The sequence below is a fragment of the Anoxybacillus pushchinoensis genome (genome assembly GCF_900111795.1).
GTDB lineage: Bacteria > Bacillota > Bacilli > Bacillales > Anoxybacillaceae > Anoxybacillus > Anoxybacillus pushchinoensis.
The window spans coordinates 1-26,743 of the sequence record NZ_FOJQ01000037.1; the positions used below are offsets into that span (position 1 = coordinate 1).

The 26,743-nt window shown below is 44.2% G+C and carries 24 protein-coding genes and 1 pseudogene; 10 read left to right on the forward strand and 15 right to left on the reverse strand.

Going from position 1 to position 26,743, the window contains the following annotated elements; translation table 11 throughout:
- On the reverse strand, positions 1–80 hold an 80-nt coding region (locus BM213_RS15170), incomplete at its 3' end, for an RRXRR domain-containing protein (protein WP_279625324.1).
- 351 nt (positions 81–431) lie between these two features.
- Positions 432–3,869 carry a S8 family peptidase gene (locus tag BM213_RS10240; protein WP_091703751.1) on the reverse strand — a complete coding sequence of 1,146 codons (3,438 nt, stop codon included), beginning with the start codon at positions 3,867–3,869 and terminating at the stop codon, positions 432–434.
- 237 nt (positions 3,870–4,106) lie between these two features.
- Between BM213_RS10240 and secA2 the strand changes: the two genes are divergently transcribed.
- Together secA2 and BM213_RS10250 are read left to right on the forward strand one after the other, a co-directional pair.
- Positions 4,107–6,440 (forward strand): accessory Sec system translocase SecA2, encoded by a 2,334-nt coding sequence (secA2, locus tag BM213_RS10245; protein WP_091703753.1) that lies wholly within the window; start codon positions 4,107–4,109, stop codon positions 6,438–6,440.
- Between the two features lie 16 nt (positions 6,441–6,456).
- Positions 6,457–7,323, forward strand: a complete 867-nt coding sequence (locus BM213_RS10250; RefSeq protein WP_091703756.1) for an accessory Sec system S-layer assembly protein — start codon at positions 6,457–6,459, stop codon at positions 7,321–7,323.
- 174 nt (positions 7,324–7,497) lie between these two features.
- Here the strand turns inward: BM213_RS10250 and BM213_RS10255 are convergent, their stop codons facing one another.
- A complete protein-coding gene (locus tag BM213_RS10255) occupies positions 7,498–7,947 on the reverse strand; it encodes a hypothetical protein (protein ID WP_244149253.1) in 450 nt (149 codons plus the stop codon).
- 194 nt (positions 7,948–8,141) lie between these two features.
- On the opposite strand from BM213_RS10255, the gene BM213_RS10260 reads away from it, so the two are divergent.
- Positions 8,142–8,555, forward strand: coding sequence for a helix-turn-helix domain-containing protein (locus tag BM213_RS10260; RefSeq protein WP_091703761.1), 414 nt, complete (start codon positions 8,142–8,144; stop codon positions 8,553–8,555).
- Positions 8,556–8,629: 74 nt separating this feature from the next.
- Here BM213_RS10260 and BM213_RS10265 read toward each other — a convergent pair whose 3' ends face one another.
- On the reverse strand, positions 8,630–9,034 hold the full coding sequence (locus BM213_RS10265) for a coiled-coil domain-containing protein (RefSeq protein ID WP_091703764.1): 405 nt from the start codon (positions 9,032–9,034) through the stop codon (positions 8,630–8,632).
- Between the two features lie 359 nt (positions 9,035–9,393).
- Here BM213_RS10265 and BM213_RS10270 point away from each other — a divergent pair, with 359 nt between their 5' ends.
- Entirely contained in the window at positions 9,394–9,801 is a 408-nt protein-coding gene (locus tag BM213_RS10270; protein ID WP_279625323.1) for a YwpF-like family protein, read from the forward strand.
- A 10-nt stretch (positions 9,802–9,811) separates the two neighbouring features.
- Here the strand turns inward: BM213_RS10270 and BM213_RS10275 are convergent, their stop codons facing one another.
- The 9 genes from BM213_RS10275 to BM213_RS10315 all read right to left on the reverse strand — a co-directional run bounded on the left by BM213_RS10275 (position 9,812) and on the right by BM213_RS10315 (position 19,022).
- Positions 9,812–10,321 carry a class D sortase gene (locus BM213_RS10275; RefSeq protein WP_091703771.1) on the reverse strand — a complete coding sequence of 170 codons (510 nt, stop codon included), beginning with the start codon at positions 10,319–10,321 and terminating at the stop codon, positions 9,812–9,814.
- Positions 10,303–11,226, reverse strand: a complete 924-nt coding sequence (locus BM213_RS10280; protein ID WP_091703773.1) for a processed acidic surface protein — start codon at positions 11,224–11,226, stop codon at positions 10,303–10,305. Before BM213_RS10280 ends, BM213_RS10275 begins: the two co-directional genes overlap by 19 nt.
- 60 nt (positions 11,227–11,286) lie before the next feature.
- Positions 11,287–12,633 carry an aspartate kinase gene (locus tag BM213_RS10285; RefSeq protein ID WP_091703776.1) on the reverse strand — a complete coding sequence of 449 codons (1,347 nt, stop codon included), beginning with the start codon at positions 12,631–12,633 and terminating at the stop codon, positions 11,287–11,289.
- A 109-nt stretch (positions 12,634–12,742) separates the two neighbouring features.
- Entirely contained in the window at positions 12,743–13,171 is a 429-nt protein-coding gene (locus BM213_RS10290) for a DUF1284 domain-containing protein (RefSeq protein WP_091703779.1), read from the reverse strand.
- Positions 13,172–13,211: 40 nt separating this feature from the next.
- The gene (locus BM213_RS10295; RefSeq protein WP_244149257.1) at positions 13,212–13,685 is read right to left on the reverse strand and encodes a competence protein ComK; all 474 of its coding nucleotides are present in this window, start codon (positions 13,683–13,685) and stop codon (positions 13,212–13,214) included.
- Positions 13,686–13,811: 126 nt separating this feature from the next.
- Positions 13,812–14,894, reverse strand: a complete 1,083-nt coding sequence (gene csaB / locus BM213_RS10300; protein ID WP_091703809.1) for a polysaccharide pyruvyl transferase CsaB — start codon at positions 14,892–14,894, stop codon at positions 13,812–13,814.
- A complete protein-coding gene (locus BM213_RS10305; RefSeq protein ID WP_244149254.1) occupies positions 14,891–16,762 on the reverse strand; it encodes a DUF5693 family protein in 1,872 nt (623 codons plus the stop codon). Before BM213_RS10305 ends, csaB begins: the two co-directional genes overlap by 4 nt.
- Positions 16,759–18,291 carry a putative polysaccharide biosynthesis protein gene (locus tag BM213_RS10310; RefSeq protein WP_091703788.1) on the reverse strand — a complete coding sequence of 511 codons (1,533 nt, stop codon included), beginning with the start codon at positions 18,289–18,291 and terminating at the stop codon, positions 16,759–16,761. Before BM213_RS10310 ends, BM213_RS10305 begins: the two co-directional genes overlap by 4 nt.
- Positions 18,288–19,022: a WecB/TagA/CpsF family glycosyltransferase gene (locus tag BM213_RS10315; RefSeq protein ID WP_091703791.1), complete on the reverse strand. Its 735-nt coding sequence runs from the start codon at positions 19,020–19,022 to the stop codon at positions 18,288–18,290. Before BM213_RS10315 ends, BM213_RS10310 begins: the two co-directional genes overlap by 4 nt.
- Positions 19,023–19,162: 140 nt before the next feature.
- Between BM213_RS10315 and BM213_RS10320 the strand changes: the two genes are divergently transcribed.
- Positions 19,163–19,723 (forward strand): hypothetical protein, encoded by a 561-nt coding sequence (locus tag BM213_RS10320; protein WP_091703794.1) that lies wholly within the window; start codon positions 19,163–19,165, stop codon positions 19,721–19,723.
- Between the two features lie 26 nt (positions 19,724–19,749).
- Here the strand turns inward: BM213_RS10320 and BM213_RS10325 are convergent, their stop codons facing one another.
- Entirely contained in the window at positions 19,750–21,837 is a 2,088-nt protein-coding gene (locus BM213_RS10325) for an S-layer homology domain-containing protein (RefSeq protein ID WP_091703796.1), read from the reverse strand.
- Positions 21,838–22,037: 200 nt separating this feature from the next.
- On the opposite strand from BM213_RS10325, the gene BM213_RS10330 reads away from it, so the two are divergent.
- Positions 22,038–22,766 carry a hypothetical protein gene (locus BM213_RS10330; protein WP_091703799.1) on the forward strand — a complete coding sequence of 243 codons (729 nt, stop codon included), beginning with the start codon at positions 22,038–22,040 and terminating at the stop codon, positions 22,764–22,766.
- A 22-nt stretch (positions 22,767–22,788) separates the two neighbouring features.
- Here the strand turns inward: BM213_RS10330 and BM213_RS10335 are convergent, their stop codons facing one another.
- Entirely contained in the window at positions 22,789–23,904 is a 1,116-nt protein-coding gene (locus BM213_RS10335) for a YecA family protein (RefSeq protein WP_167357404.1), read from the reverse strand.
- Positions 23,905–24,028: 124 nt separating this feature from the next.
- On the opposite strand from BM213_RS10335, the gene BM213_RS10340 reads away from it, so the two are divergent.
- From BM213_RS10340 to BM213_RS10355, 4 genes and pseudogenes are all read left to right on the forward strand, one after another.
- On the forward strand, positions 24,029–24,886 hold the full coding sequence (locus tag BM213_RS10340; RefSeq protein ID WP_091703803.1) for a CvfB family protein: 858 nt from the start codon (positions 24,029–24,031) through the stop codon (positions 24,884–24,886).
- The gene (locus tag BM213_RS10345; protein WP_091703806.1) at positions 24,883–25,875 is read left to right on the forward strand and encodes a Gfo/Idh/MocA family protein; all 993 of its coding nucleotides are present in this window, start codon (positions 24,883–24,885) and stop codon (positions 25,873–25,875) included. The genes BM213_RS10340 and BM213_RS10345 overlap by 4 nt, the downstream gene beginning before the upstream one ends.
- Before the next feature lie 100 nt (positions 25,876–25,975).
- On the forward strand, positions 25,976–26,446 hold the full coding sequence (locus tag BM213_RS10350) for a Fic family protein (RefSeq protein WP_244149255.1): 471 nt from the start codon (positions 25,976–25,978) through the stop codon (positions 26,444–26,446).
- 43 nt (positions 26,447–26,489) lie between these two features.
- Positions 26,490–26,743, forward strand: a pseudogene (locus tag BM213_RS10355) (IS1380 family transposase); the annotation flags it as partial.

Consider the following 26,743-nt stretch of genomic DNA (forward strand, 5'->3'; position numbering starts at 1 on the left):
TTCTTCTGTTTTAACAGAAGTCTTGCTTTCCTTGGTGAGCATGGCATGAGTGGTTTTCCATGCTTATTGATAATGTACACGAACAAGACGTGTACCTCCTTTCAGGAGTGAGTTCCTCCTCCCCAATGTTGGAAGGACTTGTTTGGCAGACAGCACCGCTCCTACCCATCAGAGCTTCTAACCATCTGCGACAGGGTTACGGACTGGAGGAGCATCCGTAAGTGTCATGACCCCTCCAACGTAGCCATTGAATGGCTGAGGGTAGTCAACTAGGGCTTGGCAAGCCCCCACTTCAAAAGCCGTTAGGCTTTAAGTGGCGGGTAGTTGACCACCTCGTTATCTATCAATCTACGTTTATGTTAACACGTCAAACGTAACGATGAAAAAGAAAAATAAGGAAGGCTGCCTGTATGCATAGGCAGCCTTCGTATTTATTTCTTCGTTATAGAGAGCGTATATGGGTTGGCGTTTGGCCGAGCTAGCGCTTCTTCAACGACGACATAATACGTTCCTTTTTTCAACGAAAGGGTAGCGATTTCAGCATCGCCCTCACCGTAGTTGTCGTACGATTGCACGATGCGCCCTTTCGCATCGAAAATGGACATCACTCCATCCATCGTCCCCGGTACGTTAAGCTTGAATGTAAACGTGCCGTCGCGGTCAACGACGAACTTGTAAGCGTCTTTATCGCCGTAGTCAACGACGTTCATATATCCGCGCGCTTCGTATACGTTTCCTTTTTTCGTTAACGCGAGCGGTTTCGATGGCACGTTGTTTTTCATCATAGATGCAGCATCTTCATCTTTTTTATTGAGCGATTGAATGCCAAAGTTGTACGACTGAAGCGATAGTCCATCCCACATCAACCCGTTCACGATAAAGAAGTAGCCGACATTTTTCTTCGCACGGAATGAACCGTTCACGTCATATAACGGACTGAAGCCGGTAGGGAAAAACGTCACTGCTTTACCGTATTCGTCTTCATCAATCGTCATGTTCCCGTTCGTATCTTCAACGACCGATACGATCGGAATTAACGTACCGCGAAGCTCTTTCGGCAACGAAGCATTGATTTTGCTTGGTTTTGCATAAAACGTCAACACACCGTTCGCTTCACGATGTTTGTAGTAATAATAGTCCACATCTTCTGGCAATACGAAGTTTCCTGTTTTCGATTCGTTCACTTGCACGACAGTCGCCAAAATCGGTTCGTTATTGTTCTCGTTTACATCTTTCGGCGCATCTATAAGCTTTTTCGACGTGATGACGTACGGATCAGCAACCGGCTGATAGTAGTCGTTTTGCACCGACATGTAATACGTTTTTCCTTCTTCTAAAATAAGCGTCCAGTTCGTCTGCTTTTTCCCGGACATCCAATCAAACGGCCAAAAATAGTTTACAGGGATAAGATCATCTTTTTTCTCATCGTATTCGAACAAAACGGCTGATGGCATCATATCGTCCGGCGTTTCGAACGCAAACTGATAAATAGCTGTTTTCGGCACTGTTACGCGATACATGTCTTGGTCATAACTAAATTGAATAAACGCTTCGATTCGGTCGCCAACGTTGTAGTCTCGCGCTTGTTGTTTTATTTGTTGCACTTGCTCTTTTTCAAAATAGCTCCAGTTTCCGTCATCAATGATGATAAACGTATCGTTCGGTTTGCGCGCCGTTTCTTTTAACTTTTCTGCTTGTTGAATCGCTTCCTCCTCTGATGGCATCGGCTCGCGTGCTGGATAATGATCTTCATCTGGCGGCAACGTGATCGCATCCGCAGTTAACGTGTACGGAATGGCTGAGCCTTTTCCTTCATTTGTTTGACTGCTTGACATCATCCGATAGGAAAACATCGTGTAAAATGCAAGCGACGGTTCACTCGATACTTCAAGCACATATTGTACATCCGGATACGCTTCAAACGTTAACGTTTCCCCGCGGCTCATGCCGTTGTTGTTTGCGGAAGCGATCGGGAACGGTATTTCTCTATATTTCGCATCTGGATCGACTGGGCGATACAAGTCTTCCGCTACATATACGTGTAAAGAAGAGTCGATGCCCGGCACAGGAGACAGTTGAAACTTCACGGTTGTCGGCTCTGCGACGGTAAAACGGAAGTAGTCGCGGTCGCTTTCCTCTCCTCCTGAAACGAACGTCAAGTTTTCTGCAACGAACGGAAGCTGTTCGATCGTTGCTGGATTTTCTTTCGTTATGCCGTCATCTACAAGCTCCGTAAACGACTGGACAGTTAATGTATATGTTGATTTCCCTTGTAAACTATAGTTGCCATTCGCATCTGTTACACCGATTGCCAATACGCCTGGTTGCTTCGCTGTAAATAGTTTGGCTTCCATTTCCCCTGCGCGTCCGTCATTGACTTGCATCGGCTTTTCAGATGTTGTTTTTCCTTCTGGGTAAAATCGGAACACAAGTTTGTAGTCGTACGATTGAGCGCCTTCGAGTATAGCTTGGATGCTTTCACCTTGTTGTACGTTTATTTTTACCCAATGCATTTCCTCCGGTTTTGTCAGCGCCCCTTTTTTCACATACGCCTCTTTCGCGTCAATGATTGGCGCTTTCGCTAAAATCGTTTCATCGTTCCAATTTTCTTTTTGTGGCACGTTTTTCATGTCATATTGTAGCGCAGCGACAGGATTCACTAGGCCGTTGCCGTATGTTAAGTCATATCCTTTTTCCCCTAAATCCGTTGCGGTGCGCTCTAAAATCCATTCGACTTGATACGGTTTTAAGTTCGGATACTTTGATAAAAGAAGCGAAGCGACTCCAGCGACGACAGGCGCTGCCATCGACGTTCCACTTAACTCCGCAAACGAAGAACCTTTCGCATAGTCGTAAATCGGACTGTATACGTCAACACCCGGAGCGACAAGGTCAACGGATGGTCCATAGTTTGAAAAGTCGGCGAGCTTGTTTTTACTATCCGTCGCCCCGACGCTAATGACCCCTTCGTATGAAGCAGGAATAGCATACATATCCGTCGCTTCATTTCCCGCTGCCGCAACGACAGTAATGCCCGCATCAATGGCTTGCTTAACCGCTTCTTCTAAAATGGGCGAGCTAAAATAACCGCCAAGGCTCATATTAATCACTTTTGCCCTTTTTTCGATCGCATATAAAATGCCTTGGGCGATCGTATAGTCGCTTGCGCCCATCTCTCCGCCAAAAACGTCAATCGGCAAAATAGTCACGTTTGGATTGACCCCGTGGGCACCAACTCCATTGTTTGCATTTGCCCCGATAATGCCGGCAACGTGCGTTCCGTGCACATCTTTCATCGGAGCGCCAGCTGGGTTAATCGCATTGTAAGCTGGCAAAACACGACCTTTCAACTCTGGATGCTTCGTATCCATCCCCGTGTCGATGACGGCAACTGTGACGCGATGGTTTCCTGCGAGTTTTAACGCTTTGTCGATGTTTAACAATGACAATAAATACATGCGATCTGCTTTCGGATCAGCCGAGCCGAGCCGTTTGTATGTAAAACTTGGCGTCACACTTTTGACCGCTTTTAATTTTGCATAGCTTTTCATCACTTCTTGCAAGTTCTTTCCTTTTTGCACCGTGACGACGTCGTAGCGCAATTGCGGAAACGACTGTTTTAACGTCGCCCCTAGGCTACGATGAACAGCGGCAGGAATTTTTTCATGGTACTTAATAATTAATGTGTCTGAGCTCACTTGCTGTTGTGCTTCTTCAAACCGTTTGTAAACAAGTGACGTTTGCTTGCTCTCTACCGTTTGCTTTTTCCATTGCGCAATCGGCGGCTCCGTCGATGCTTGCGCAACTGCCGGCACGATAAGCGATGAGGCTAAACTAATCGATAATGCGGTTTTCTTCCATTTTTTCATAAAGATCCTCCTTCAAAAGAATGTAACATATATATTCGCTTCGAAAAACAAATACACCTACTATAACGATAAAAAAAACAAAAAAAGTTTCATATTTTGATAAATTTTTCTAACAATCTTACAATATCACCCAATAAACAAAAAGTAAAGAAATATTTTCCGAGGCGTGAAACATTTTGGGAACAATGGTATACTGTACGTTGAGACTATTTGATTCGTATTGAAGGAGAATGCAACATGTTGTCTTACATAAAAAAACTAGTCAACCGTGATGAACGGAAACTAAAAAGTTATTATGAAACGGTTGCTCGCATCAATGAGCTGGAGCCATCGTTTGAAAAATTAACGGATGAGCAGCTGCGCGATAAAACATCGGAATTTAAACAGCGTCTTCAACAAGGGGAAAGCGTATTCGATTTACAAGTTGAAGCGTTTGCGACCGTCAGAGAAGCATCGAAACGCGTCCTCGGGATGCGCCATTTTGATGTTCAGCTCATCGGCGGACTCGTATTAGCAGAAGGAAACATCGCAGAAATGGCGACAGGAGAAGGAAAAACACTCGTTGCTTCCTCTCCAAGCTACTTGCGCGCATTAGAAGGAAAAGGTGTGCACGTCATTACGGTCAACGACTACTTAGCCAAACGCGACCGCGACCTCATTGGAAAAATTCATGAATTTTTAGGGCTGACGGTCGGCTTAAACTTGCCGCACATGTCGCTAGAAGAAAAGAAAGCAGCGTATGCAGCGGACATTACGTACGGAGTCGGAAACGAGTTCGGGTTCGATTATTTGCGCGATCATATGGCATATCACGTCTCCGATCGCGTCCAACGCCCGTTCCATTATGCGATCGTTGATGAAGTCGACAGCGTACTCATTGACGAGGCGAAAACACCGCTCATTATTGCAGGAAAGACAGGCGTCAGTTCCGAATTAAGCTATTTATGCGCTCGCATCGTGAAACATTTCGTTCGTGATGAAGATTACGAATATGATGAAGAAACGAAAACGGTCAACTTAACAGAACAAGGTATCGAAAAAATTGAAAAAGGATTTGGCATCGACAACTTATATGACCTTGAACATCAAGTGTTATATCATTACGTCATTCAAGCGTTGCGGGCATATGTCATGTTTACGCGCGATGTCGACTATATCGTAAAAGATGGAAAAGTGTTGCTTATTGACATGTTCACCGGCCGCCCGATGGAAGGACGAAGCTTAAGTAACGGACTTCATCAAGCGATCGAGGCAAAAGAAGGTCTCGAACTAACCGAAGAAAACAAAATTCAAGCGTCGATTACAATTCAAAACTATTTCCGTCTTTATCCGATTTTATCAGGGATGACGGGCACAGCGAAAACAGAAGAAAAAGAATTTCAAATGTTGTACGGCATGGATGTCGTTCAAATTCCGACAAATCGTCCGGTCATTCGTCAAGACTTGCCTGACCGCGTCTTTGCGACCATCGAGGCAAAATATAAAGCAGTCGCCAAAGAAGCGAAGCGCGTACACGCGACTGGACAGCCGATGCTCATTGGGACAACGTCCATTTTACAATCGGAAAAAGTGGCGAAATATTTAGCGGAAGAAGGGCTGCCGTTCCAATTGTTAAACGCGAAGAGCGTCGAACAAGAAGTCGAGTTGATTTCGCGTGCCGGTCAAAAGGGGCAAATTACAATTGCAACAAATATGGCTGGGCGCGGGACGGACATTATGCTCGGGGAAGGAGTTGCTGAGCTTGGCGGTTTATACGTCCTTGGTACAGAGCGCCACGAAAGCCGCCGCATTGACAATCAGCTAAAAGGACGCGCTGGCCGCCAAGGTGATCCCGGTCGTTCGCAATTTTTCATTTCGCTCGAAGATGATATGTTTCGTCGCTTCGCCAAAGAGGAGCTGGAGAAAATGAAAAAGTCGCTTCGTGTAAATGAAGAAGGCGAAGTGTTAAATGAAGACGTCCATGAATTTGTTAACCGCGTCCAGCGCATTTGCGAAGGAAGCAATTTCTCGGTGCGCGAATATAACTTAAAGCTCGATGACGTACTAAACGAGCAGCGCCGCACCATTTATACGCTGCGCAATCGCGTACTAGAGGCGGATGATGTTGTAGCCATTGTTGTCAACATGGTTCCGTCGTTTTTAGAAAGAGAAATAGCTTATACATGCCCAGAAGATGCCATTCCAGAAGAATGGGATGTTGCGCGTTTAGTCGAAACCGTTCAAACGGTGACAAACGAACACATTGATGTAGCTGGTGTCGTCGAGCAAAAAGAAGTAGTAGCGATCGTCCAGCAAGCGATCACTTCATGGAAAGAGCGTGTTCATACATTCGAACATACCGAAGAACAACAATGGGCGCTTCAACGGGCGTTGCTTTCCTTAATCGACTTCCATTGGACAAAACATTTAGAGGCAATGGAATTGTTAAAGGAAGGAATTGGGTTGCGCTCTTACGGCCAAGAAGATCCAATGCGCCAATATGCAAAAGAAGGGTTGGAGCTCTTTACACTCATGTACCACCGATTAGAAAAAGATGCTTCCCAACAACTTGCCCAGCTGCTTACACAATAAGAAAGGAGATGGAACAATGCTTCCATTCTTTAAAAAGAAAAAACAAGGTGAAGATAGTACAATTCAAGCGAATCAATTATTTGATGGCGCACACGAACAACAAGATGAAGACGTGCGTACGACGTTATCCATTCATCCGCTCATGTCGTTAACGACAGAACAAAAATATTATTTTCAATATGTGAACAACGAATTGCCTCCATTGAAAAAAAATCAAGTATCGTTATCTGGGGTCGAATGGAAAAAAGAAGGGGACAACTATGTCATTACTGCATTCGTGCGCAACAGTTTAGACAAAGCGATTCGTTTCGATGAAACTCCGTTACTGTTTATCGGACCGGACGGACAAGTACTCGGTCGCAAAATATTCCCGATGCAAGAATTAGGTGACATTCCACCGAAAAGTAGTCGGCCATGGCGATTTGTATTCACGAAACAAGATTTGCACACCGAACATATTCCGGAGACGGGCTGGAAACTAGCGTTTGAATTGAAAAAGCCGCACCGCCTAGATTTAGAGGAAAGTTGGAAAAAACAATTAAGAAAAGAAGATCAAGACAAACTGGAACAGCTCGTCCGTTCCCTTACCCCACCGAAAGAAGGCGAAGTAAACGTGATGGGGTTGCAAGCGCAAGTAAATGAAGAAGGAAATTTGATCGTCACACTGCTCATTCGCAACGGTACGAATAAGCATATTACGTTTGAACAATTGCCGCTCATCGTCGAAGATGCTAAAGGAGATGTGGTAGCGCGCGGAGCGTTTACACTGCAGTTGGAAGTAAAAGCGAACACAAGCAAACCGTGGACGTTCATCTTTCCAAAATCACTCGTCCAAAAAGAAACAGTTGATTTCTCTACATGGCGAGCTTATATTCCACAGTAAGGAAAAAGGGGATGATGAATTTCATCAGCCCCTTTTTCTTTGCCTCTGGCCACCAACCGCTCTCTATCGTAAACAGAAGGAAATAGTACTACAGTTATATTTTAGCATCATTTCTCTCGTTTAACAAACATATTTTTATTTTTTATATCATTTTTTTACCTCATCTAGTACAGATCAAAACAAACAGTATCGAATTTTTTGCCCAGAGCGAATAGATACGGAACGAAAAGTACATTGGATTGCTCGTTCTTCAACTGCGGTGAGGTCGTTCATCGATACGGGGACATATTGCTTCTCGAAGTCATTCCAACGTCGCACGCTAATTTGCGCTTTTCCTTTACTAAATAAGAAGGTGACAACGACCATCATTTGTTCATCGACGGTTTTAAAAAATAAAAATACGTCATCTTTCGTCGTGCATGTGATGAGACGATAGCGAACAGGATCTAACGGCTGCTTTGCCGTTGGTGGTGAAATAAACTGAAGTGAATCAGAAAAGTGAATGGGCTCGATCGTTCGTGATGCACGAAACGGAGGATGCGGCTTTTCCTTAATGAGCACTTCACATGGTTCCCCACCTCGTTTCGCTTGATGGATAATGAAATTTGCAAAATAAATATGCACTATTCATCATCTCCTTCAAGTTTTTCCAATGTATATTTTTACATTTTATGAATATTCAATCAACTTTTTTCGACAAATGAACCGTCTATTTTCGTTCTATTTTCGAACGAATTTTGTTTTTGCTCCGAAAAAGAACAAAACAATCCCTTTTATTCTTCTATTGTAAAAAGAAAAAGGGAATTTGGTGGAAGACAATGTTACAATACGTCAGTGAACAAATTAAGCGGCTGCGCAAAGCGCATCATTGGACGCAAGAGCAGTTGGCACAACGGTTGAACGTCTCTCGTTCGAAAGTGAGCAAATGGGAAAATGGTGAAGTGCTGCCCGACATCAAGTCGCTCATCGATATGAGCGAACTTTTTTCGGTCAGCGTCGACTTTTTACTTGGGAAGCCGCCGACCGATAAGCAACTTTTACATGAGGTACAACTAGCATATGGAACGAGTGAGATGAACGACCAACTATTGTCGCTCATTCGCTACATGAACGAACGGCCCGATCTTGCTGAGCGTTTGTACGCGCTACAATCGTTGCCTGCGCATAAACGGAGACGGGTCGAGCATGTAGTGGTGAAAATGATTGATGAAATGATCAATGCATTAAAATAAAAATGCGGAGTGAGACTTTCTCGCTCCGTTCGCTCTTATCGTATTATAAATAAAAAAGGGGGCGCATCTGCCCTTTATTCAATGCCAATTAATTTTTTCAATCGATACACGTCCGCTTCTGTTTGCCATTGTTTTTGCGCGTGCAATTCAAATTTGTCATGCAGCTTGTCCACTTTCGTTTCTAGCTTTCCAATGCGCACGTGCAATTCCTTTATTTCTTCGCGTATTTCTTGTTTGAAGCTTTGCATTTCTTGACGTATCTCTTGTTTGAAGCTTTCCATTTCTTGACGTATTTCTTGTTTGAAACTTTCCATTTCTTGACGTATTTCTTGTTTGAAGTTTTGCATCTCTTGACGTATCTCTTGTTTGAAGCTTTGCATCTCTTGACGTATCTCTTGTTTGAAAGCTTCCATCTCTTGACGCATTTCACGCACTTCGTAAAGCAATTCTTTCACAGCTTGAACAACTTGATCTTCCACTTCGCTTCACCCCTTTCTTTACTCCCTAGCATATCACTCCCTCTATGGACGGTCAATTGAAAAAAAGAGGCTAGCAAGGGGTGCTAGCCAATTTGTGAGGGAGCAGTAGAGGACACATTTTGGAAGGAAATGAGAGGAATTGTGTATCACCTCCTTGTCTCATATGATATGACAAGAAAAATATGCTGTAAAATGACGATTTTTGAATTTTCAAGCCGTTTTTTTAAATTTTTTGCTGTTTTTCAGCTATGTTTCGTGAAAAAAGCGCCCGAAAATTCAATTTTCACTTTTTGTTTTATTTTTTTCCGCACCTTTTCGTATGGTATAATGGAGGCAACTCATATTGCGAGGTGGATGCGGTGAAAACATTTAAGCTCGTTGCCCTCACATTGCTGCATGGGCAAAAGCAAGACATTCCGCTCATTGACGGCTTAATGATTAATAAAGAAGATGAAAACCAACGCTGGCTTGTGGAAGCGTATGTCGAGCAAACGTATCATAAGCTATTCACATCGCTGAAAGAAAAGGAGACGACATTTGATGCGCTCGTGACGATTTCTCGAAAGACAAACGATCCGGCCCATGTACGCGCCACCGTTCGCTCCGTTACGATGATGGGTGAACGAATGAGCGTATTAATGGATGCAGTGCTCGTCAAGCGCTCGAATTTAGCTGAAGTTGTTTTAGAAGATTTAGTTCAACGCGGGCTGCACGGCGAGACGTTGTTGCAACAGTTTAAAGAACAAATGCACACGAAAAGAGGCTGATGAACATCGATCAGCCTCTCATTTTTTGTTTCGCTACGACGACGTATCGTTTTGGGGCATGCCCGATCCATTGAAACGGATAACATGTAATAAGCGTCAACGTCGGATGCGCTTTCGGGACGAGAACAGTTTGGTCGTCGGGTGAGACGATGCGAATATGTTGAACGACGTACGTCCATGTTTGATCGTTCGTACGAATGACTAGCTCGTCTCCTCGTTGAATGTCGCCAAGCTGGCGAAATACCGTATCGCGATGTCCTGCTAAAATCGTATGATTACCTTTCCCCGGAAGCGCACTTCGTTCATCGTGCGCCACCCCTTTATTTAACTGTTGCAATCCTTCATAAATCGGCATGGATATGTTTAGTTTCGGTATAAAAAGCGTGCCGATCACATCACCCTGTTGTACAATAGGTTGGTCGCCCCGTTGTACCGCTTCATATGCTTTATACCAACCGAACACATTTGCCCAAATGAACGATGCGCTAAAAAGAAAACATGCTATCGCAACGGCTCGCATCGTTTTCCCTTCTTCCATAACACGAAGCTTACAAAAAGTAGAGCGACACCGATCAATATGTTCAGCCCATACGAAGAAGCGGTTTTCGGCATGCGTGCAACAAGCAAACCACTTTCTAAATCAAGTGCCATCTTCCCAATGTGTGCAAGTTGTTCGCTTGCATCAATCAACACGCTCGAATTCATCCGTTCAGACGGAATGTATAAATCGGCTACGAAATTTCCTCTTTCATCATACCATTCCATAACGACAGGGGCTGTAGCTGTTTCTATTTGTCCAAACGAAATCGGTTTTCGCCCATGTTCGTTTACTTCAAACACTTTCGCTTGCAGGCGATACAGCGACAGCCATTCGTTCCAAAGGGCATACAACGCATGTCGTTCTTTATTTGTAAGCGGTGTCGCTGAATCGCGCAACAAGAGCGTTTGCACATTTTTGTCAAGGCGTTCGAGCGCCTGCTTCGCTGACAGAGGGGTTCGTTCAAATAGGCGGCGAATTTCATCTTCCGTTAGCCCGATTGTCGCTAAAATGTCCGACATCGCTTGCATCGTTTCGTAACGGCCGCGATAAAACGATAAAGCGTATGATAAATCTTCGATAAATGTATATTGTTGCAATTGTTCGCCAAACTGCCCGAGAAGCGCCTCTGCTTCTTCTTGTGTCATTTCGTAACGGAGCAATAGCTCATCAAGACGCTCCGGTGTGATCGGGGTGCCTAATTGTTTTTTCAACGCTTCCAATGAAGAAAAATGATCGATTGTCATATTCCATTTCGCTAAATAACGTGTTAAGTCGTCCATCGTCCACCCGATGTCATGGACGTATTGCCGCAACGCTTCTTCAGAAATGGCCGCTTGCACCGGTGCGGCAAATAAAAAACAAATGAATAACCATAGCACGCGCATGTTTTTTCCTCCCTTATATGTGCTATGGTTATTTTGTTCGATTATTCCATTTTTATGCGATTAGAAATATACGTCATATAGTGCGCGCACTGCTCTTTCGACCGCATCTGCCTTGACGCCAAACATCATGCTCACTTCAGATGAACCTTGGTTAATCATTTCAATATTGACGTTCGCCCGCGCAAACGCTGCCGTCGCTTTCGCCGCAATACCGACGCTCCGCTCCATTCCTTCCCCAACGACCATAATAAGCGCCAAATCGCGTTCAATAGACACTTCATCTACGCGCAACTCTTTCACGATGCGCTCTAAAACGCGACGTTCTATGTCTCCAGCCAATTGTTCTTCACGTAAAATGACCGACATATTATCAATGCCTGATGGAGTATGTTCATATGAAATGCCTTCATCTTCTAAAATTTGTAACAACCGGCGTCCAAATCCGATTTCGCGGTTCATTAAATATTTGCTGACGTTAATGCTGCAAAAGCCAGTGTCGCTAGCAATGCCGGCGACAGGACGCTCGCGATGATCTCTCGTGGCGACGATCATCGTTCCCGGCGCTTCAGGATTGTTCGTATTTTTCACGCATACCGGAATGCCGCGCCGATACACTGGTTCGAGCGCTTCGTCATGAAAAACGGAAAAACCAGCGTACGACAGCTCGCGCATTTCGCGATATGTTAGCTCTTTTAATTGGCATGGATGCTCGACGATCGATGGATTGACGCAGTAAATGGAATCGACGTCGGTAAAGTTTTCGTATAGCTCAGCACCAACACCTGCGGCTACAATCGAGCCGGTAATGTCCGAACCGCCGCGCGGAAACGTCACGATATGCCCAGAACGGGAATAGCCGAAAAAGCCAGGAATGACTAAAATGCCGCTTCGCTCATTTAAACGGGCGAGCTGATCGTATGACTCAGGCAAAATTTGTGCGTTCCCCGGTTCATCCGTCACGAAAATGCCGGCATCTTTCGGATTGACGTAATGCGCTTCATAACCGAGCTGACGAAAATAATGCGCCATCAACTTCGCGTTGTTATCTTCTCCGCTCGCCTTTAATGCATCAAGCAAGCGCTCTGGTTGATCGCGATACGTATCAATCATTTGTTGTAAGTTCGCGGAAATGACGTCTAAAATATCGCGCGACAAATGCAAATCGGTGACGATTTCATCGTAACGTGCGACAACTTGCGCAAGCACCCCTTCGTACAACTCATCTTCCATCACTTTTTTCGCCAACGTAATAAGCAAGTCCGTCATTTTCGTATCATCTTTGCATCGCTTGCCCGGGGCAGAGACGACGACAAATTTGCGCGCTTCATCCGATGTCACGATATGTGCGACTTTTTGAAATTGCTGTGCATTGGCAACAGAACTTCCTCCAAATTTTACGACTTTCATATGCGATAACCCTTTCTTTCTATTTTTCTATAAAAATAACAGCTGGATAAGCCGCTATTTTACGTTTCATCGTAAGCAAGTCAACTTATTTTCTTATCATAGCACATCTTTATTTGTTTTTGTCAGAAAAATTTTTCAATTTTCGTATTCCTTCTTTGCACACACCATACGATAGCCATGAACAGCCGGCGCAAAGCACATCTAAATCATCCGGCTCAACGGTCCGCTTCGTTCGTTCGATGAGCTCTGACTTCATGTAAACTCCTCGTTCTTCGAGCTGTAAATGGTTGAGCACGCGCCGATCCATCGCCAATACGTGCTCGTTCGAGTTTTCATTTGCTTCGCAACGGTCGATCCCATGATGTGGACATGCATAACACGCCTCATCGAGAGCAGCGATGACGCGAATCGGGCCATCCGTACGGTCATCGCGCATAAACGCGACAATTTCACTCATCTTTTCCACAAACGATTCGCTATATCCCATCCCTTGAAACCCATGCACACATAATAAATGATGTCCACGCAACGTCCTCATCATCTTCCTCTTTTCCCTCGTACTACCGAGATATTATACACTATTTTTCATAGTTATTCACTATTCTTTGTTGTAAAATGAAAATGAGCATCGCTGTTTTATACATTTTTCCTTCAAACGTTCCTTTTTGGATGTCGACAATGAGTTCTTGTTTATTTTTTAAAATGACTTTCGTTTTCTTTTTTTCATACGGTTGTATCATCTTGATGTGGGATGGTGCAATCCATATGCATCGATCGCTGTCAGGAGAACATGTTGGAAAGAAGTAGAGCCGAAGCGCTTCACAAACGGAGATCGGAACCATTTGCCGAATGCCGAGAATATGTTTTGCTGCATGCACTTTTCCTTCATACGTACTTCCGTAGTAACGGCAGCTTTGCTCCATAATTTGTTTCGGTGATTGCTCTACTTTGTACGTATTGTACAATTCATAAACAATCGTGCCGAGCCGGCCATATTCATCGTATTGCGGCACGAGCGCAGCCGTTTCCTCCATAATAATGTACTCTTCCATCCGTTCCACCATAACTCCCCCTCACAAATGTATGTTCGCCATTATTATAATGAATTTTCATAATTTTAACAATAAAAATCCCGGAAAATGTCCGGGACTAAACAGTAAATTGTTTTCCTTTTTTCGCTAAATGTTGCGCTTTAACAAAGCGAGCGCTTGTGCGGCTGTTTGTTGTGCATGTTGTTGAAGTAGCGCGACCGCGCGAACCATCGTTTCTTTTCGTTCTTCTCGTTCATGCATACATTGCTGAATATAGGAAAATAGCGCTTCGCCGTCCCAGTCGTCTCGTTCGACATGCGCAAACACCGGTTGGTTTGCTTGCTCGGCAAACGCATCAATTTTCGGATCGTACGACAAAGCGATAAATGGCGTATGGGCGACCGCTGCAAAAATAAGGGCGTGTAGGCGCATACCTACAAGCAAATGAGCACTTTGAATGATCGCCATTTTCTCTTCAATGCTTGCGTCATGCGGCGCTACGACCGCATGTTCCGTCATCATCTGAAGCACACGACGGGACGTTTCATCATCATGACGTCCGTGCATCGGGATAAATACAACGTGATATCCGGCTTGTACAGATCGATCGAGCGCTGCCGCTATTTTTCTTTCAAAATCACGACCGCGCGGCCAATCGCGCACCGAAACGGCAATGACTGGACGGGTAAACGATTGTTCGTTCCACCACGTCGTTGGCGACGTCGGCGGCTTCAGTCCCATTACTGGATCAGGTACGACCGCAATCGACCGTTTTACACCTAACGTATGCAATAACCGAGCGGAAGGCTCATCGCGCACTGTGATGCGATCGACTTGATTAAGCGTCCATTTCACTAGCCATTGATTTTGTTTTTTATTGACAGGCCCCATCCCTTGTGCGTACACCATGACCGGTTTGCCGAGCCATTTGGCAATTTGCATGATCCCTGTATAGTACGGAATGCTGCGCCAGCCCGTTTGATCTTGAAGCAAGCTGCCACCGCCGCTAATCAAACCATCACTTTCGCGGAGCGCTTGAATGATGTCGTTTATTCGCCAGCGATTTACTGCACGAACACCGTACGTTCGTTCCGTAAACGATGGGTCGTTCGACAAAACTGTCACTTGCACATGTGGGTCATGCGCACGAAGCGCCTGAATAATCGCATATAAAATGGCTTCATCTCCCACGTTATGAAAACCATAATAGCCAGAAATTACAACGTTCATCGTATCACCTTTTTCCATTTCCACACCGAACGATAAGCATAAATGAGCACGACACCGAATACAAATCCGAGCCCGAGGCTATACATCGTGCGAATAAATGAAATGAAGAGCGGTATGTGTAAATGTGTAAATGTATTGATCATCGACAACCAGCCGATCGTTCCTACAACAAGAAGAACAGCACCTAGTTTCTTTTGTCGGTTTATGACCGCTAAAGCGAGCACGTAGGCTGGAAAACCGAGCAAAAATTCTTTCGTGCGCGGACGTACGTACAACCATTCTTCTAATTTTTGTCTCGCTGCTAGTTCAAACGCACTCGCCGTTCCTGTATTGCCAGAGCGCAAGACGTAATACGCCAACAGAGCGAAAATGATCAAGCTAAGCACGACATGTCCGACAGTAATCGGATGCTTCCATAGCCGCTTCATGAAAGGTAAAATCGGCTCTTGAACGATTGAAGGTAAAACGAGCGCGACCATCGCTACAATCGGCACGACATAAACGAGTTTTACCCCACGAAATCCTTCGCCAACGTAAGCGATATACTCGTTTCCATACAACATCGTTACAATCCAGCTAATTCCGGCAAACGAAATGACAATCGCACGACTGTATGCCATCATCGTTCCGCGCCATCCTTCTTGGACGGAAGAAGGCTTGGCAGCGTAAACAGGTGTCACAATCGCTACAAGTAAAGCAAGTGCTTTCCATGCTAAATCGATCGCGAGAAACGCACCAGCCACGCTAAGAGCGAACGCCCCCCCTGCCGCCACAAATGCCCATAACGGAGAAACGAGCGAACGAATAGCAAGAAAAAGGAAAGCTGTCGTCCCAACAATTAAGCCAATGGTTGCCATAGACGACCGCTCTACTGGCGCAAACGGTTCACTTTTTCCGAGCGTATAGTGGCTTGGCATATGTTGAACGATTTGTTTCATGACGGAAACGGTTTTTTCAATATTTTGTGCTATTTCTTCGGATGTATACGGGCGAATAAATAGGGCGCGAATGTTGCGCTCTTTAATCGCACGAATCGCTACATCAACCGCTTCATTTGGCTTTCGCTGCTCTAAATTTAAACTATGCAATCGAACAACGTGCACATCCATCGCTTTCGCTAATGTCGTCAACCCTTTCGCTTCATAAAACTCCGTTGACAATAAAGCATATCCTGCACGCTTCCATCTTTCTCCCCACTTTTCCACATCAGACGGGTAGCCTGCTACTTGTTCACCAGTAGGAAGCAGCTTTGACATATGTTCATTTTTTAACGATTCCACTTGTTGGAGCACGCGGACGCTCCCTTCATTCATATCGCGCGCATCTGGAATGCGAAGTACAACCATAAAGCCGCGTTCGATGACATGGGCGACTTTTGCTTCATCATATCCGAGCGGCACGCGCTCAATTTTTTTCGCATTTCCTTCAATGACATAGTACGTTTTTTGATTGATTTCAACTTCTCGGACATCATCACCGAACGTGTCGCGTAATGACGAAGCGACTGGGAACGCATCGTTAAGCGGATACACAACAAGTCCGCGCGATGGCATTTGATCGACACGTTCATTTAATAACACGAGCGTATGCTTCCATTCGTCCATATTTAACAATAACACATGTCCTGATTTTTCAAGTGACTCGAGCGTTTCTGCTTCAACGCTCACCGTCGTTAACCCAGCTTCTTTCAGCTTCTTCCACACATGTTCGCTATCTTGTTGCAGCCACGCCTCAATTTCGTCATACGGCATGATGATTTCATACGTCCGATTGTTCCACTCTACTTCATGGCGCTTGCCTACCGCTGGAGCGATGAGCACAAGCGAAATCGCTATAATAAATAACAACCATTTTTTCACATGTTTCATCCCTTCTTCGTTTGATTCAACCATTGGCGCATTTGCTGGAGCGTAACGCCACCGAGCGCAAAAACCACTCCAACATAAAGCAAGCCCCCTCCGATCGTCGCCGCCGCTACATAAGCGAGAGAAGCCATTCTACTAGTCGTTGGGGAAATGAAAAATAAACATGCGCCCATCATGAGTGAGGCGAGTGCGTAAATGATCGCTTGGCGATTCCAAAATGCGAGCGGAATGCGCCGACGAATCGCATAATGATTTGCCCACGTAATAAACGCATATGTGACAAACGTCGAAATGCCGGCACCGATTAAGCCGTACCGTGAAATAAATAAAACGTTTGTCCCCCATTTCACGAGACAGCCTATTAAAATAATGAAAGCAGCTCGTTTCGACTCGCCAATACCTTGTAAAATGCCTGTCCCAAGCAACGCGAATGATGTAAATAGAGAACTTGCCAACACGACCGCCATCGTCGCGCTTCCTTCGTCATTTGTAAATAAAGCGACGTTGAGCGGAACGGTTAAAGCGGCGAGTCCTGCCGCCATGGGCCATGATAAAAAGTGGGATAGACGAAACGACTGTTCGATCGTTTGCTGTGCTCGATTTATTTCCCCTTTTGCTAGCTGTTTACTTAACAGCGGAATGAGCGGGAGCACAAGGGAAGATGAAAATACGGTCGCAATTTGCACGAGCGCTGTTCCACGGCTATACAGCCCAAATAAATAGCTCGTTTCCCCTCCTTCTGTCCCATGCCAACGAAGGGCGATCGGGACGGAGAGCGAATCGACTAAATTTAAAAATGGCATCGCAAGCGCACCGAGCGCAATAGGAATGGATAACGTTAAAATCGTCTTGCTCATCTCCATCCACTGCGTACGCGTTAGTTTCACGCGCTTCGGACGGTAAGGAGAGCGGGCATACAACGTCCGTAAGTATACGAGACTCGCGAGCGCCCCAAGCGGCGAGCCAATCATAATTGCTCCGGCGATTATATCGTCAGGGTATGCAGCTTTCACCATATAAAAAGCAACAAGTAAAATAAAAGCGACGCGCACGAATTGTTCAAGTACTTGCGACGTAGCTGTCGGTTTCATATTTTCAAGCCCTTGGAAAAAGCCGCGATATACCGCCATATACGGCGAGATAAGTAACGTCGTACTGACGACGATAATCGCCCATTGCGCTTCCTCGCCACCTAGTGCTTGGGCGATCCATGAGGAGCCTCCTGCAAGGAGCGAAAAGCTGAGCACGCCGAAACTAAATGCCAACACGCTCGCCGTCTGTACGAGACGCGCGACTTCATCTTCTTTTTGCTGGGCGCGCGCTTCCGAAATTAATTTTGATACCGCGATAGGAATGCCTGCGACAGATAAAATTAAGGCAACCATATAAAGCGGGTAAACGAGACTGAAAATACCGAGCACTTTATCCCCTGCAATATTTTGCAATGGAATACGAAAAATGCTGCCGAGCACTTTCGAAATGATCGTACCGATCGTTAAAATCATCGTTCCTTTTATAAATGACTGGCTCATTTTCCGACAACCTTCTGTTTTAAGATGGTCCACGCAAAGCGCGGCAATGCAAGCATTCGTTTCGCCCGCGTCGGCTGTTTTAACAGTCGATACAACCATTCTAAATGGAGACGAATCCATAGTTCAGGTGCGCGCTTCACCACGCCGGCAAGCACGTCGAAGCTTCCGCCAACGCCCATCCATACACCGCGTCCGACTGTCTGTATATGTTGAGAAATCCACTGTTCTTGTTTCCCCATGCCTAACGCGACAAAAACAAAATCCGGTTCGGCTCGCTTCACTTCTTCGATGATCGTTTCATCGTTCCAATCGAAGTAGCCGTTGCGTACTCCGACTAAACGAGCGTTCGGATAGCGGTCACGCACATGTTTCGCTGCCGCTTGTACAACTTCTTCTTTTGCGCCGATCATATATACGCGATATTGATGCTCGTCGGCCATCCGCAAACAACGGCATAACATATCGTAACCTGCGACACGTTCGGGAAGCGGTGTACCGAGCCATTCAGCTGCTTTCACGACCCCGATGCCATCCGCGACGACGTAATCCGCTTGCTGAATGGTCGCCATGTATGTCGGTTCCTCATTTGCTTTCATAACAATTTCAGGATTGGCCGTCACGATAAAACAAGGCTTTTGTTGTTTGACGTGCGCATGAATGACGGACATCATTTCATCCATTGTCGCACGAACAAACGGAACTCCGAGTATGTGAACCGTTTGAAACGACATAAAAAACTCTCCTTCGCTTCGATCATTCGACAACACTACTAATCATATCACATGAATATAACAATTGACTATTTCTTCTTTGTCATAACATTGGTAAACTAATGGTATACATATGTGCATAAGAAAGGGTTGCATACGCCATGGAACAATGGACAAACGATACCGTCAATCGCACGGTAATGGCTCTCGTTCAACAATTAACAAAAGATTGGACGAAGACAAAAGTACACTCCGAAATATTAGAAATTTTTATGAAAATGCGCATGGAAACAAAAACAGAAGAAGAATACGTTTCGTTATTGTTAACGAACGTCGCTTTTGCGACAGAGTCAAGCTTTGCATTAAACAAAATCTTTGAGCTCATTTTGCTTCATAAACAATTTCCACCTGCTGAAGCCGTGCAAGCATGGTTAACAGATGCGCATGAAAAAATTCAAGAACAATTGCCAACGTTGCGTGAAGTGTATCGCAAACATTTCGGCGACGAAGGAAATATAAAACGTAAGCTTGAACTGAGCTATTGCCCTGTCTTACTAAGCAATCGAATCAAGACAGATTTCATTTTCGCATTTATTCATGAACAAAATCAGTCGATGATGAAAGACTTTTTCCATGCCGATCCAAAAGCGGTGCTTGAAGCACTTCATCACATCAGCGGCTTTTTCGCAAGCATGATTTTAGAAGATATTGAACTCATTTAAAAAAAGGGAGCCCGTCGCTCCCTTTTTTATTGTACATCGTTCATTAATTTCGCAGATGCTAAAAACTTTACTAACGCTTTGGCAATTTCCGCGCGTGTCATATAACCATTCGGTACAAAACGTTCGTTCTCCCGACCTGTAAAAATGTTAGCTTGATACATTTTTTCTACACCGTCTTTTGCCCACGACTTAATATGCGCAGCATCTTTGAAATCCGTCACTTTTTTCGACGTATTTAATTGCGTCATGTCATAGTCCAAGAAAGAAAGTTCTAACGCTCGTTTTAGCATGACCGCAGCTTCCGCACGAGTAATTGGAGCGTTTGGTGCGAACAAGCCGTTTTCTTTCCCTTGAATAATTCCATGTTTCACCGCCGCAGCAAGCTCGCCATTTTCGTTGAACCATTCTGTTCCTTTCACATCTTTGAACCGTTTATCATATGTCTCACTTGGCAATCCAAGCGCACGAACAAGTAAAACAGCAAATTGCGCACGTGTCATATTTTCTTTTGGTGCAAACGTTTGATCTGTTTTTCCTTTAATAATGTACTTAGATGCAAGCGCCTCAATATACGCTTCAGCCCATGTTTTTCCACCGTCTACATCCAGAAACGTCTTATGATTTTCAACAACAACATATGTTGAGTTAGTTAACGATTTCACGGTAGCTTTGTCACCGTTAAACACCGTTGGCACAGAGACGAGGTTGCCGTTTGCATCAACACGCACAGCTACCGAACGTTGTGGAACAAATACTTTCGATCCCTTTAATTCACGTTCCACATATTGCGTAAACCGTGTAATCGTTTCGCTTTTTCCGTTTGCTGTAGCAACAACGTTAAACTCCACCGCATCCGATACCGCAGTTACTCCTTGAGGCGGATTGACTTTCGTCATTTCAATAACGATTTTTATATTATCTATGCTTGAACCTAGCTTTTGCGCGATTTCGGTAAGCTTCGCTTGAATTTCCGCCACAGGTAACTTATATGATGCTTTATCTGCTTGAACATTCACTATCGCTTTTGCCTCTTTTTTCGCTACGTCTGCGAATAGCTTCGCCGGCACCACCGCTTTTGCCACTTCATTCGCTCCAAGCGCACCAACGCCTAACACGATTTCTTTATTTTGAGCTGAAACAAGATTAACGATGTCTGCAATTTTGTCTACTTTCACTTCGGTTACTTTTTCTTTTTGACCTTTGCTGTTCGTTTGTTCTTTTGTCGTTGCGACATCCTGACCGATAGTTACTTTACCATTTTCCGCACTAGTTGTTGATGGAAGGGTAACCACTGTGCCACCGCCTGTGCTGCCACCACCTGTGCTACCACCGCCTGTGCTACCACCGCCTGTGCTACCACCGCCTGATGAATACGGATTACCTGTAGCTACAATAGCAGCTCTAAGCGCTGTTTTTAAAGTGGACTTGTCTTCTGCTGTTAAAGCAAGTTTTTCGTCTAATCTTGTTTTCATACTAAACAAATCGTCTAACCCTGCACCGATCCCGTTTCTTAAATCAGCATCTAGCGTAGCAAGACTTGGATTTTTCGATTCCACTCCATTGCGAATCGTACGAATAAAACTCTTGTATTGTTCTTCTGATGGATTAGACGCTAAATCGATAGCTTGATCTAAATGATTCCATACCTCTTTTTCTGCTTCTGTAAAAAATGTAATTAATTTATCAACAGTTACAGATGTACCAAACACTTGATCAAACTCATCACTATAATTCGTTTGGAACGAGCGAATTTGACTTTCTAATGTCGAACCATTGGCACTATACACAATCGTTGCTAAAGCTTTCGCAACTTCTACTGCCTTTCCTGTGCCTGCTTTGTTGTCAATGTTTTCTTTCACTGTCGAGCCAATAACGTACTCCCAATCGCTATCCTGTAATCCATTTAAAGCTGCTGCAGCCTTATTGTAAACTGTCACACCTTCTGAACTTAAATTGTTATAAATTGCAACAAGTCTTGAGATTTTCGTGCCTAGCTCATCTTGCGCCGCCTCAACATGTGTAGCTTGTCCACCAACCGCAACTACTGGGGTAAAAGCAACAGCTGTTGCAATCATCGCCCGCAATGCCTTTTGACTCCATGGATATTTTTTCATTTCATCACCTCATTTAAATATATGTGAATATGAAAGTACTAACAACCGTAATCTATCTTTTATTTCCATAAGTTTATAATAATTCAATTGTATGACGATATCAAGACGTATTTCCAGCTTGGTTACATTTTTTATGTCCATTGTTCTATAAAATCGTGTATGATAAACATAGCGGAACAAAGAGAAAGGAGATCATTCAAGTGAAAAAGTGGATCGTCATTTCACTTAGCATCATCGTTTTACTTCTTGGTGGTGCAGGGGGATACTATTATTTTCTTACGAATAAAAAAGTAGATTTGAAGAAAGAAGACAAAGAAGTAGCTGAAATTGTAGAAGAAGAATATGAAATTGTGTTGCCTGATGACAGCGGGTCATCTGCGTCAGGAAACGAGCAAACATCCACAACAAAGAATCCAGACGACACAAATAGTCAAGCAAGCAACAATGAAACAGAACATGAGGAGGAAAACAAGTCATCGTCTTCATCCGATGAAAAAGGAACAAATAACGAAAGCAAATCAAACAAACAAAATAATACAAATGAAGAAAACAAAACAAACGAACCCGTCCAACAAGTAACGGTCGCAAGCATTAAAGAAAAGTATCGTCCGTCGTTTGAACTCCTCCAACAGCAAGCGAATGCTAAAATTGACGCGCTTGTCGATCACGCAATTGGAGAGTACAAAGAAAGAAAAGCAAATGGACAATCGGTATCATTTAATTACTTCTTCTCCAAATACAACACAGCTGCCCAAGAGCTTGAGGCAAAAACAGATGCAGCATTCAACGTCATTTACAACGCACTAGAAAACGAATTAAAAAAGAATGGCTTTAGCCCAAATCATGCGAAAGAATTTCGTGAAACATACGAACAACAAAAATCAACGCAACGCAACGCGCTATTAAAAAAAGCGTTGAGCAAACTGTAAAAGGGAGCCGATTCGCTCCCTTTTACTCTTCATCACAATCTTCACATACTTCAAAGATGTCCTCATCGTCCCAGTCATCTTCTTCCCAGTCGTCATCATCCCAGTCAGTAAATAAGTCATCAAGTTGGTCGTGAATTTGTTCGGCAATGTCTTCAAACGCATCGTAAAACGTATCGATCCGTTTCGATAACGTACTCGCAGAAATGCCGTATTGCTCAGCAAGTTGTTTTTGTGGAATCCATTCATGCAAAATCGCATCAGCCATAATGTAATGAAGCGCTGCTGCGTACACTTCTGGCTTTCGAATCGTCGGATTGTACAGACGACAATATTCCACCCAAATGAGACGAGCGGTATCAAGAATGGACAAATCTTTTTTCGGAAAGTTTTGTTCAAATAATATAAACACTTGTTCTTGTTTTGGCGATAAACTTTCGACGTCAAACATCGTTAAACGTAATGATTTTTGAAACGTTTCTGGATACGTCTCAATCCATTGTTCATACTGTTCGTCGCATGCTTTCCAAACATCTTGTATGTATACGTATAACGGACGGGTTAAAACGACAGGGAGAGGGAAAAATGTCCCGAAGCAAGCGATATATTGACCATGAGGTACAAAAATTCCTGCCAACGCTTGTCCTTCTTCCAACTCGAACTCATCCGGCATATCAAGTAGTTTCATATGTTTCGTTTCCCCAGTTAATAAATCTGTTACGACAACATACGAATCGCGCAATTCATCAATGCAAACAAACGTCGGAAACGCCTGCCGCCACGACTGAATGATGCTATAGACGGTTGGACGAACAGCCTGTTTACGAATTGTGCGCAAATAGTAATCGAAAATCGTCATCCCATGTGCATCCTTTTTGAAAAACATCGCCCACATACTAATGAAAAAGCGAAACACAGGTGTTGTATCTTCGTCCGTTTGTTCTACGATTATATGTTTTTGAACCGTTCGATACAAAAACGATTCGTGTTCAAATGTAGCATAGTGAATGAGATCGTGCATATGGTGAATAACGTCTTGATCGATAAGCTCATGCATCGACACAACATTATTCCCACAACAATGTTTATACTTTTTTCCACTTCCGCACGGACATAACGCATTTCGTGCTACTTTACTCATTTTCCCCACCTCAACACTTTTTCTTTATTGTAACACGTCAAAAGGAAAGAAGATACATCCCTTTGTGTCTTTCCTTGCAATCGTGTAGAATAAGCATTAAACACTATAAAAAAGGAAGAGAGCAATGATTGGACAAATCGTAATATGGCAAGTAAAAGAACAAAAACCGTTCGGCTACATCGTCACAAACGGAAAAGAAAGCGCCTTGCTTCATGAAAGTCAATGCGAAGGCGAGTTACAAGTTGGGGATGATGTGACCGTATTTTTATATCACGATCATGATGGACGGATGCGTGCAACAATGAAACGACCGCTAATCACAACAACATCATACGGTTGGGTCGACGTCGTCGATGTAGTTCCGAACTTAGGTGTGTTCGTTCATATTGGCATCGAAAAAGACATCTTATTGTCGCTCGACGACTTACCGTCCATTCCGACGCTTTGGCCAGAAAAAGGAGATCAATTATACTGTTCGCTTCAAGTAGATAAGCGAGGTCGCCTCCTCGCGAAACTCGCGGATGAAGAAGCGATGAAACAAATAAGCGTTCCCGCTCCCGCTTCTGCGTTTAACACTAATGTGCGCGGACGCATTTACCGTTTAATTAAAGCAGGATCGTTTCTTATCACAGATGTCGGGTATATCGGATTTATTCACGAGTCACAACGAAGACGCGAACCACGTCTCGGTGAACTTGTCGAAGGGCGCGTCATCGCTGTGAAAGAAGACGGAACGATTAACGTATCGCTACTCCCGCGAAAACAAGAAAGTTTACAAACAGATGCAGAAACGATCTACAACTATCTTGAAAGCCGTGGCGGTGCGATGCCATATAGCGACAAAAGCGATCCAGAAGACATTCAGGCGCGTTTTCATATGAGCAAAGCGGCATTTAAACGCGCGCTCGGACGATTAATGAAAGAAAATAAAGTGTACCAACAAGACGGTTGGACATATATAAAAGGGAGAGACGAAAAATGATTCGTTTTGCGACAATCGGAACAAACTGGATTACTGAGGCGTTTATTCGCGCCGCCAAACAAGTGCCTTCGTTTCATTTACAAGCTGTATATTCTCGACAACAAGAAACCGCAAACGCCTTTGCTGAAAAAACAGGGGCAACCGAAACGTTTACAAACTTACATGAACTTGCAGTAAGCAAAAACGTCGATGCGGTATATATCGCAAGCCCAAATGCGTTTCATGCCGAACAAGCAATCACGCTTATGAATCACGGCAAACATGTCATTTGTGAAAAACCGCTCGCTTCTAACGCCAAAGAAGTGGAAGCGATGATTGAGGCGGCACAAAAAAATGGTGTCGTGTTGATGGAGGCGATGAAGGCGACGTGTTTACCAAACTTTCAAGCGGTTCAACACCATTTACCGAAAATCGGGCGCGTCCGTCGCTACGTCGCAAGCTATTGCCAATATTCTTCGCGCTACGATGCGTTTAAGCAAGGAACGATCGCAAACGCCTTTCACCCTGCTTTTTCAAGTGGGGCATTGATGGACCTTGGTGTATATTGTTTATATCCGCTCGTTGTTTTGTTTGGCGAACCGAAAACCATTCAAGCCCATAGCGTTCGCCTATCGTCGGGCGTAGATGGCGAAGGAAGCATCATGCTCGATTACGGCGAGATGGATGCGATCGTTATGTATTCCAAAATCGCAAACTCGTATGCTCCTGCCGAAATTCAAGGAGAAGAAGGGACGATCGTTATCGATGCGATTCATACACCAACGCGCGTACATATTCATTACCGTGACGGGCGCATTGAAGACGTCACCGTTCCGCAACCGTACGAGCCGATGTACTATGAGGCGCTTGAATTTATGTCACTCATCGAACGGGGAGAGAAGGAATCTACAATTAATTCACACGCCCATTCGCTTGCAACAATGAAAGTGATGGACGAAGCAAGAAAACAAACAGGCATTTTATTTCCTGCTGATGAACATTTCGCCTAAAGCGGAATGTTCTCTTTTTTTTATTTCATGAATATATTTTTATAAAAAATAATTGGGTGTGCTATAATTTAATATAATCATTTGCACACGAGGTGATATGATGCGCATATACAATTACGAGCTATTGAAACATCTCCCATACTCCATGGAAACGATTCAACTACTTACAAAAATTGATGAATACAAAGGGAAACAAGACTTATACAAAAAGCAATCTCCTCAAATACTCGAAACGCTGAAAAATGTAGCGATCATTCAATCCACAAAATCATCAAATGCGATTGAAGGAATCGTCATTACAGATAAACGACTTAAAAGCATTATGGCTGAACAAACGTTACCGATGGATCGATCGGAAGGGGAGATTGCCGGATACCGAAATGTGTTAAAATTGATCCACGCATCATACGACGCCATTCCGATATCCCCTTCTATCATTAAACAACTGCATCGTGATTTATACGAGTATGTTCCTTCGCAAGGTGGAGAGTGGAAAAATCAAGATAACTATATAAGTCCTAAATCCGTGACAAAACATCTTTACAATGGTCGCAAACCGTTGATACGATAAGGGAAAACGACGTTGACGACTCTTCATCAAGTAGGTGAATGTGATGAAAGATTTCCCGATTCGGTTTGTATTGACAGATGAAGCGATTACTCCAAGTGCTGGGCTTGCTCTCGTGGGCTACTTACTGCACCAAACGAAGCTGGATAAACGAGTAAACGCCCTTCGGCTCCCAACGGTTCGTCGAGATGTGCACATTTCCCATAGCGACGTCATTCGCTCGATGATCGGCTTGCTTGCCACAGGAAAAACGGATTTTGATCATATCGAAGCGTATCGTCAGGACGATATCTTTTCGAC

Coding starts and splice junctions, on each gene's coding strand:
- BM213_RS10240 (WP_091703751.1), bottom strand. CDS start 3,869: ATGAAAAAATGGAAGAAAACCGCATTATCGATTAGTTTAGCCTCATCG.
- secA2 (WP_091703753.1), top strand. CDS start 4,107: ATGTTGTCTTACATAAAAAAACTAGTCAACCGTGATGAACGGAAACTA.
- BM213_RS10250 (WP_091703756.1), top strand. CDS start 6,457: ATGCTTCCATTCTTTAAAAAGAAAAAACAAGGTGAAGATAGTACAATT.
- BM213_RS10260 (WP_091703761.1), top strand. CDS start 8,142: ATGTTACAATACGTCAGTGAACAAATTAAGCGGCTGCGCAAAGCGCAT.
- BM213_RS10275 (WP_091703771.1), bottom strand. CDS start 10,321: ATGCGAGCCGTTGCGATAGCATGTTTTCTTTTTAGCGCATCGTTCATT.
- BM213_RS10280 (WP_091703773.1), bottom strand. CDS start 11,226: ATGCGCGTGCTATGGTTATTCATTTGTTTTTTATTTGCCGCACCGGTG.
- BM213_RS10285 (WP_091703776.1), bottom strand. CDS start 12,633: ATGAAAGTCGTAAAATTTGGAGGAAGTTCTGTTGCCAATGCACAGCAA.
- BM213_RS10290 (WP_091703779.1), bottom strand. CDS start 13,171: ATGAGGACGTTGCGTGGACATCATTTATTATGTGTGCATGGGTTTCAA.
- BM213_RS10295 (WP_244149257.1), bottom strand. CDS start 13,685: ATGGAAGAGTACATTATTATGGAGGAAACGGCTGCGCTCGTGCCGCAA.
- csaB (WP_091703809.1), bottom strand. CDS start 14,894: ATGAACGTTGTAATTTCTGGCTATTATGGTTTTCATAACGTGGGAGAT.
- BM213_RS10305 (WP_244149254.1), bottom strand. CDS start 16,762: ATGAAACATGTGAAAAAATGGTTGTTATTTATTATAGCGATTTCGCTT.
- BM213_RS10310 (WP_091703788.1), bottom strand. CDS start 18,291: ATGAGCCAGTCATTTATAAAAGGAACGATGATTTTAACGATCGGTACG.
- BM213_RS10315 (WP_091703791.1), bottom strand. CDS start 19,022: ATGTCGTTTCAAACGGTTCACATACTCGGAGTTCCGTTTGTTCGTGCG.
- BM213_RS10320 (WP_091703794.1), top strand. CDS start 19,163: ATGGAACAATGGACAAACGATACCGTCAATCGCACGGTAATGGCTCTC.
- BM213_RS10325 (WP_091703796.1), bottom strand. CDS start 21,837: ATGAAAAAATATCCATGGAGTCAAAAGGCATTGCGGGCGATGATTGCA.
- BM213_RS10335 (WP_167357404.1), bottom strand. CDS start 23,904: ATGAGTAAAGTAGCACGAAATGCGTTATGTCCGTGCGGAAGTGGAAAA.
- BM213_RS10340 (WP_091703803.1), top strand. CDS start 24,029: ATGATTGGACAAATCGTAATATGGCAAGTAAAAGAACAAAAACCGTTC.
- BM213_RS10345 (WP_091703806.1), top strand. CDS start 24,883: ATGATTCGTTTTGCGACAATCGGAACAAACTGGATTACTGAGGCGTTT.
- BM213_RS10350 (WP_244149255.1), top strand. CDS start 25,976: ATGCGCATATACAATTACGAGCTATTGAAACATCTCCCATACTCCATG.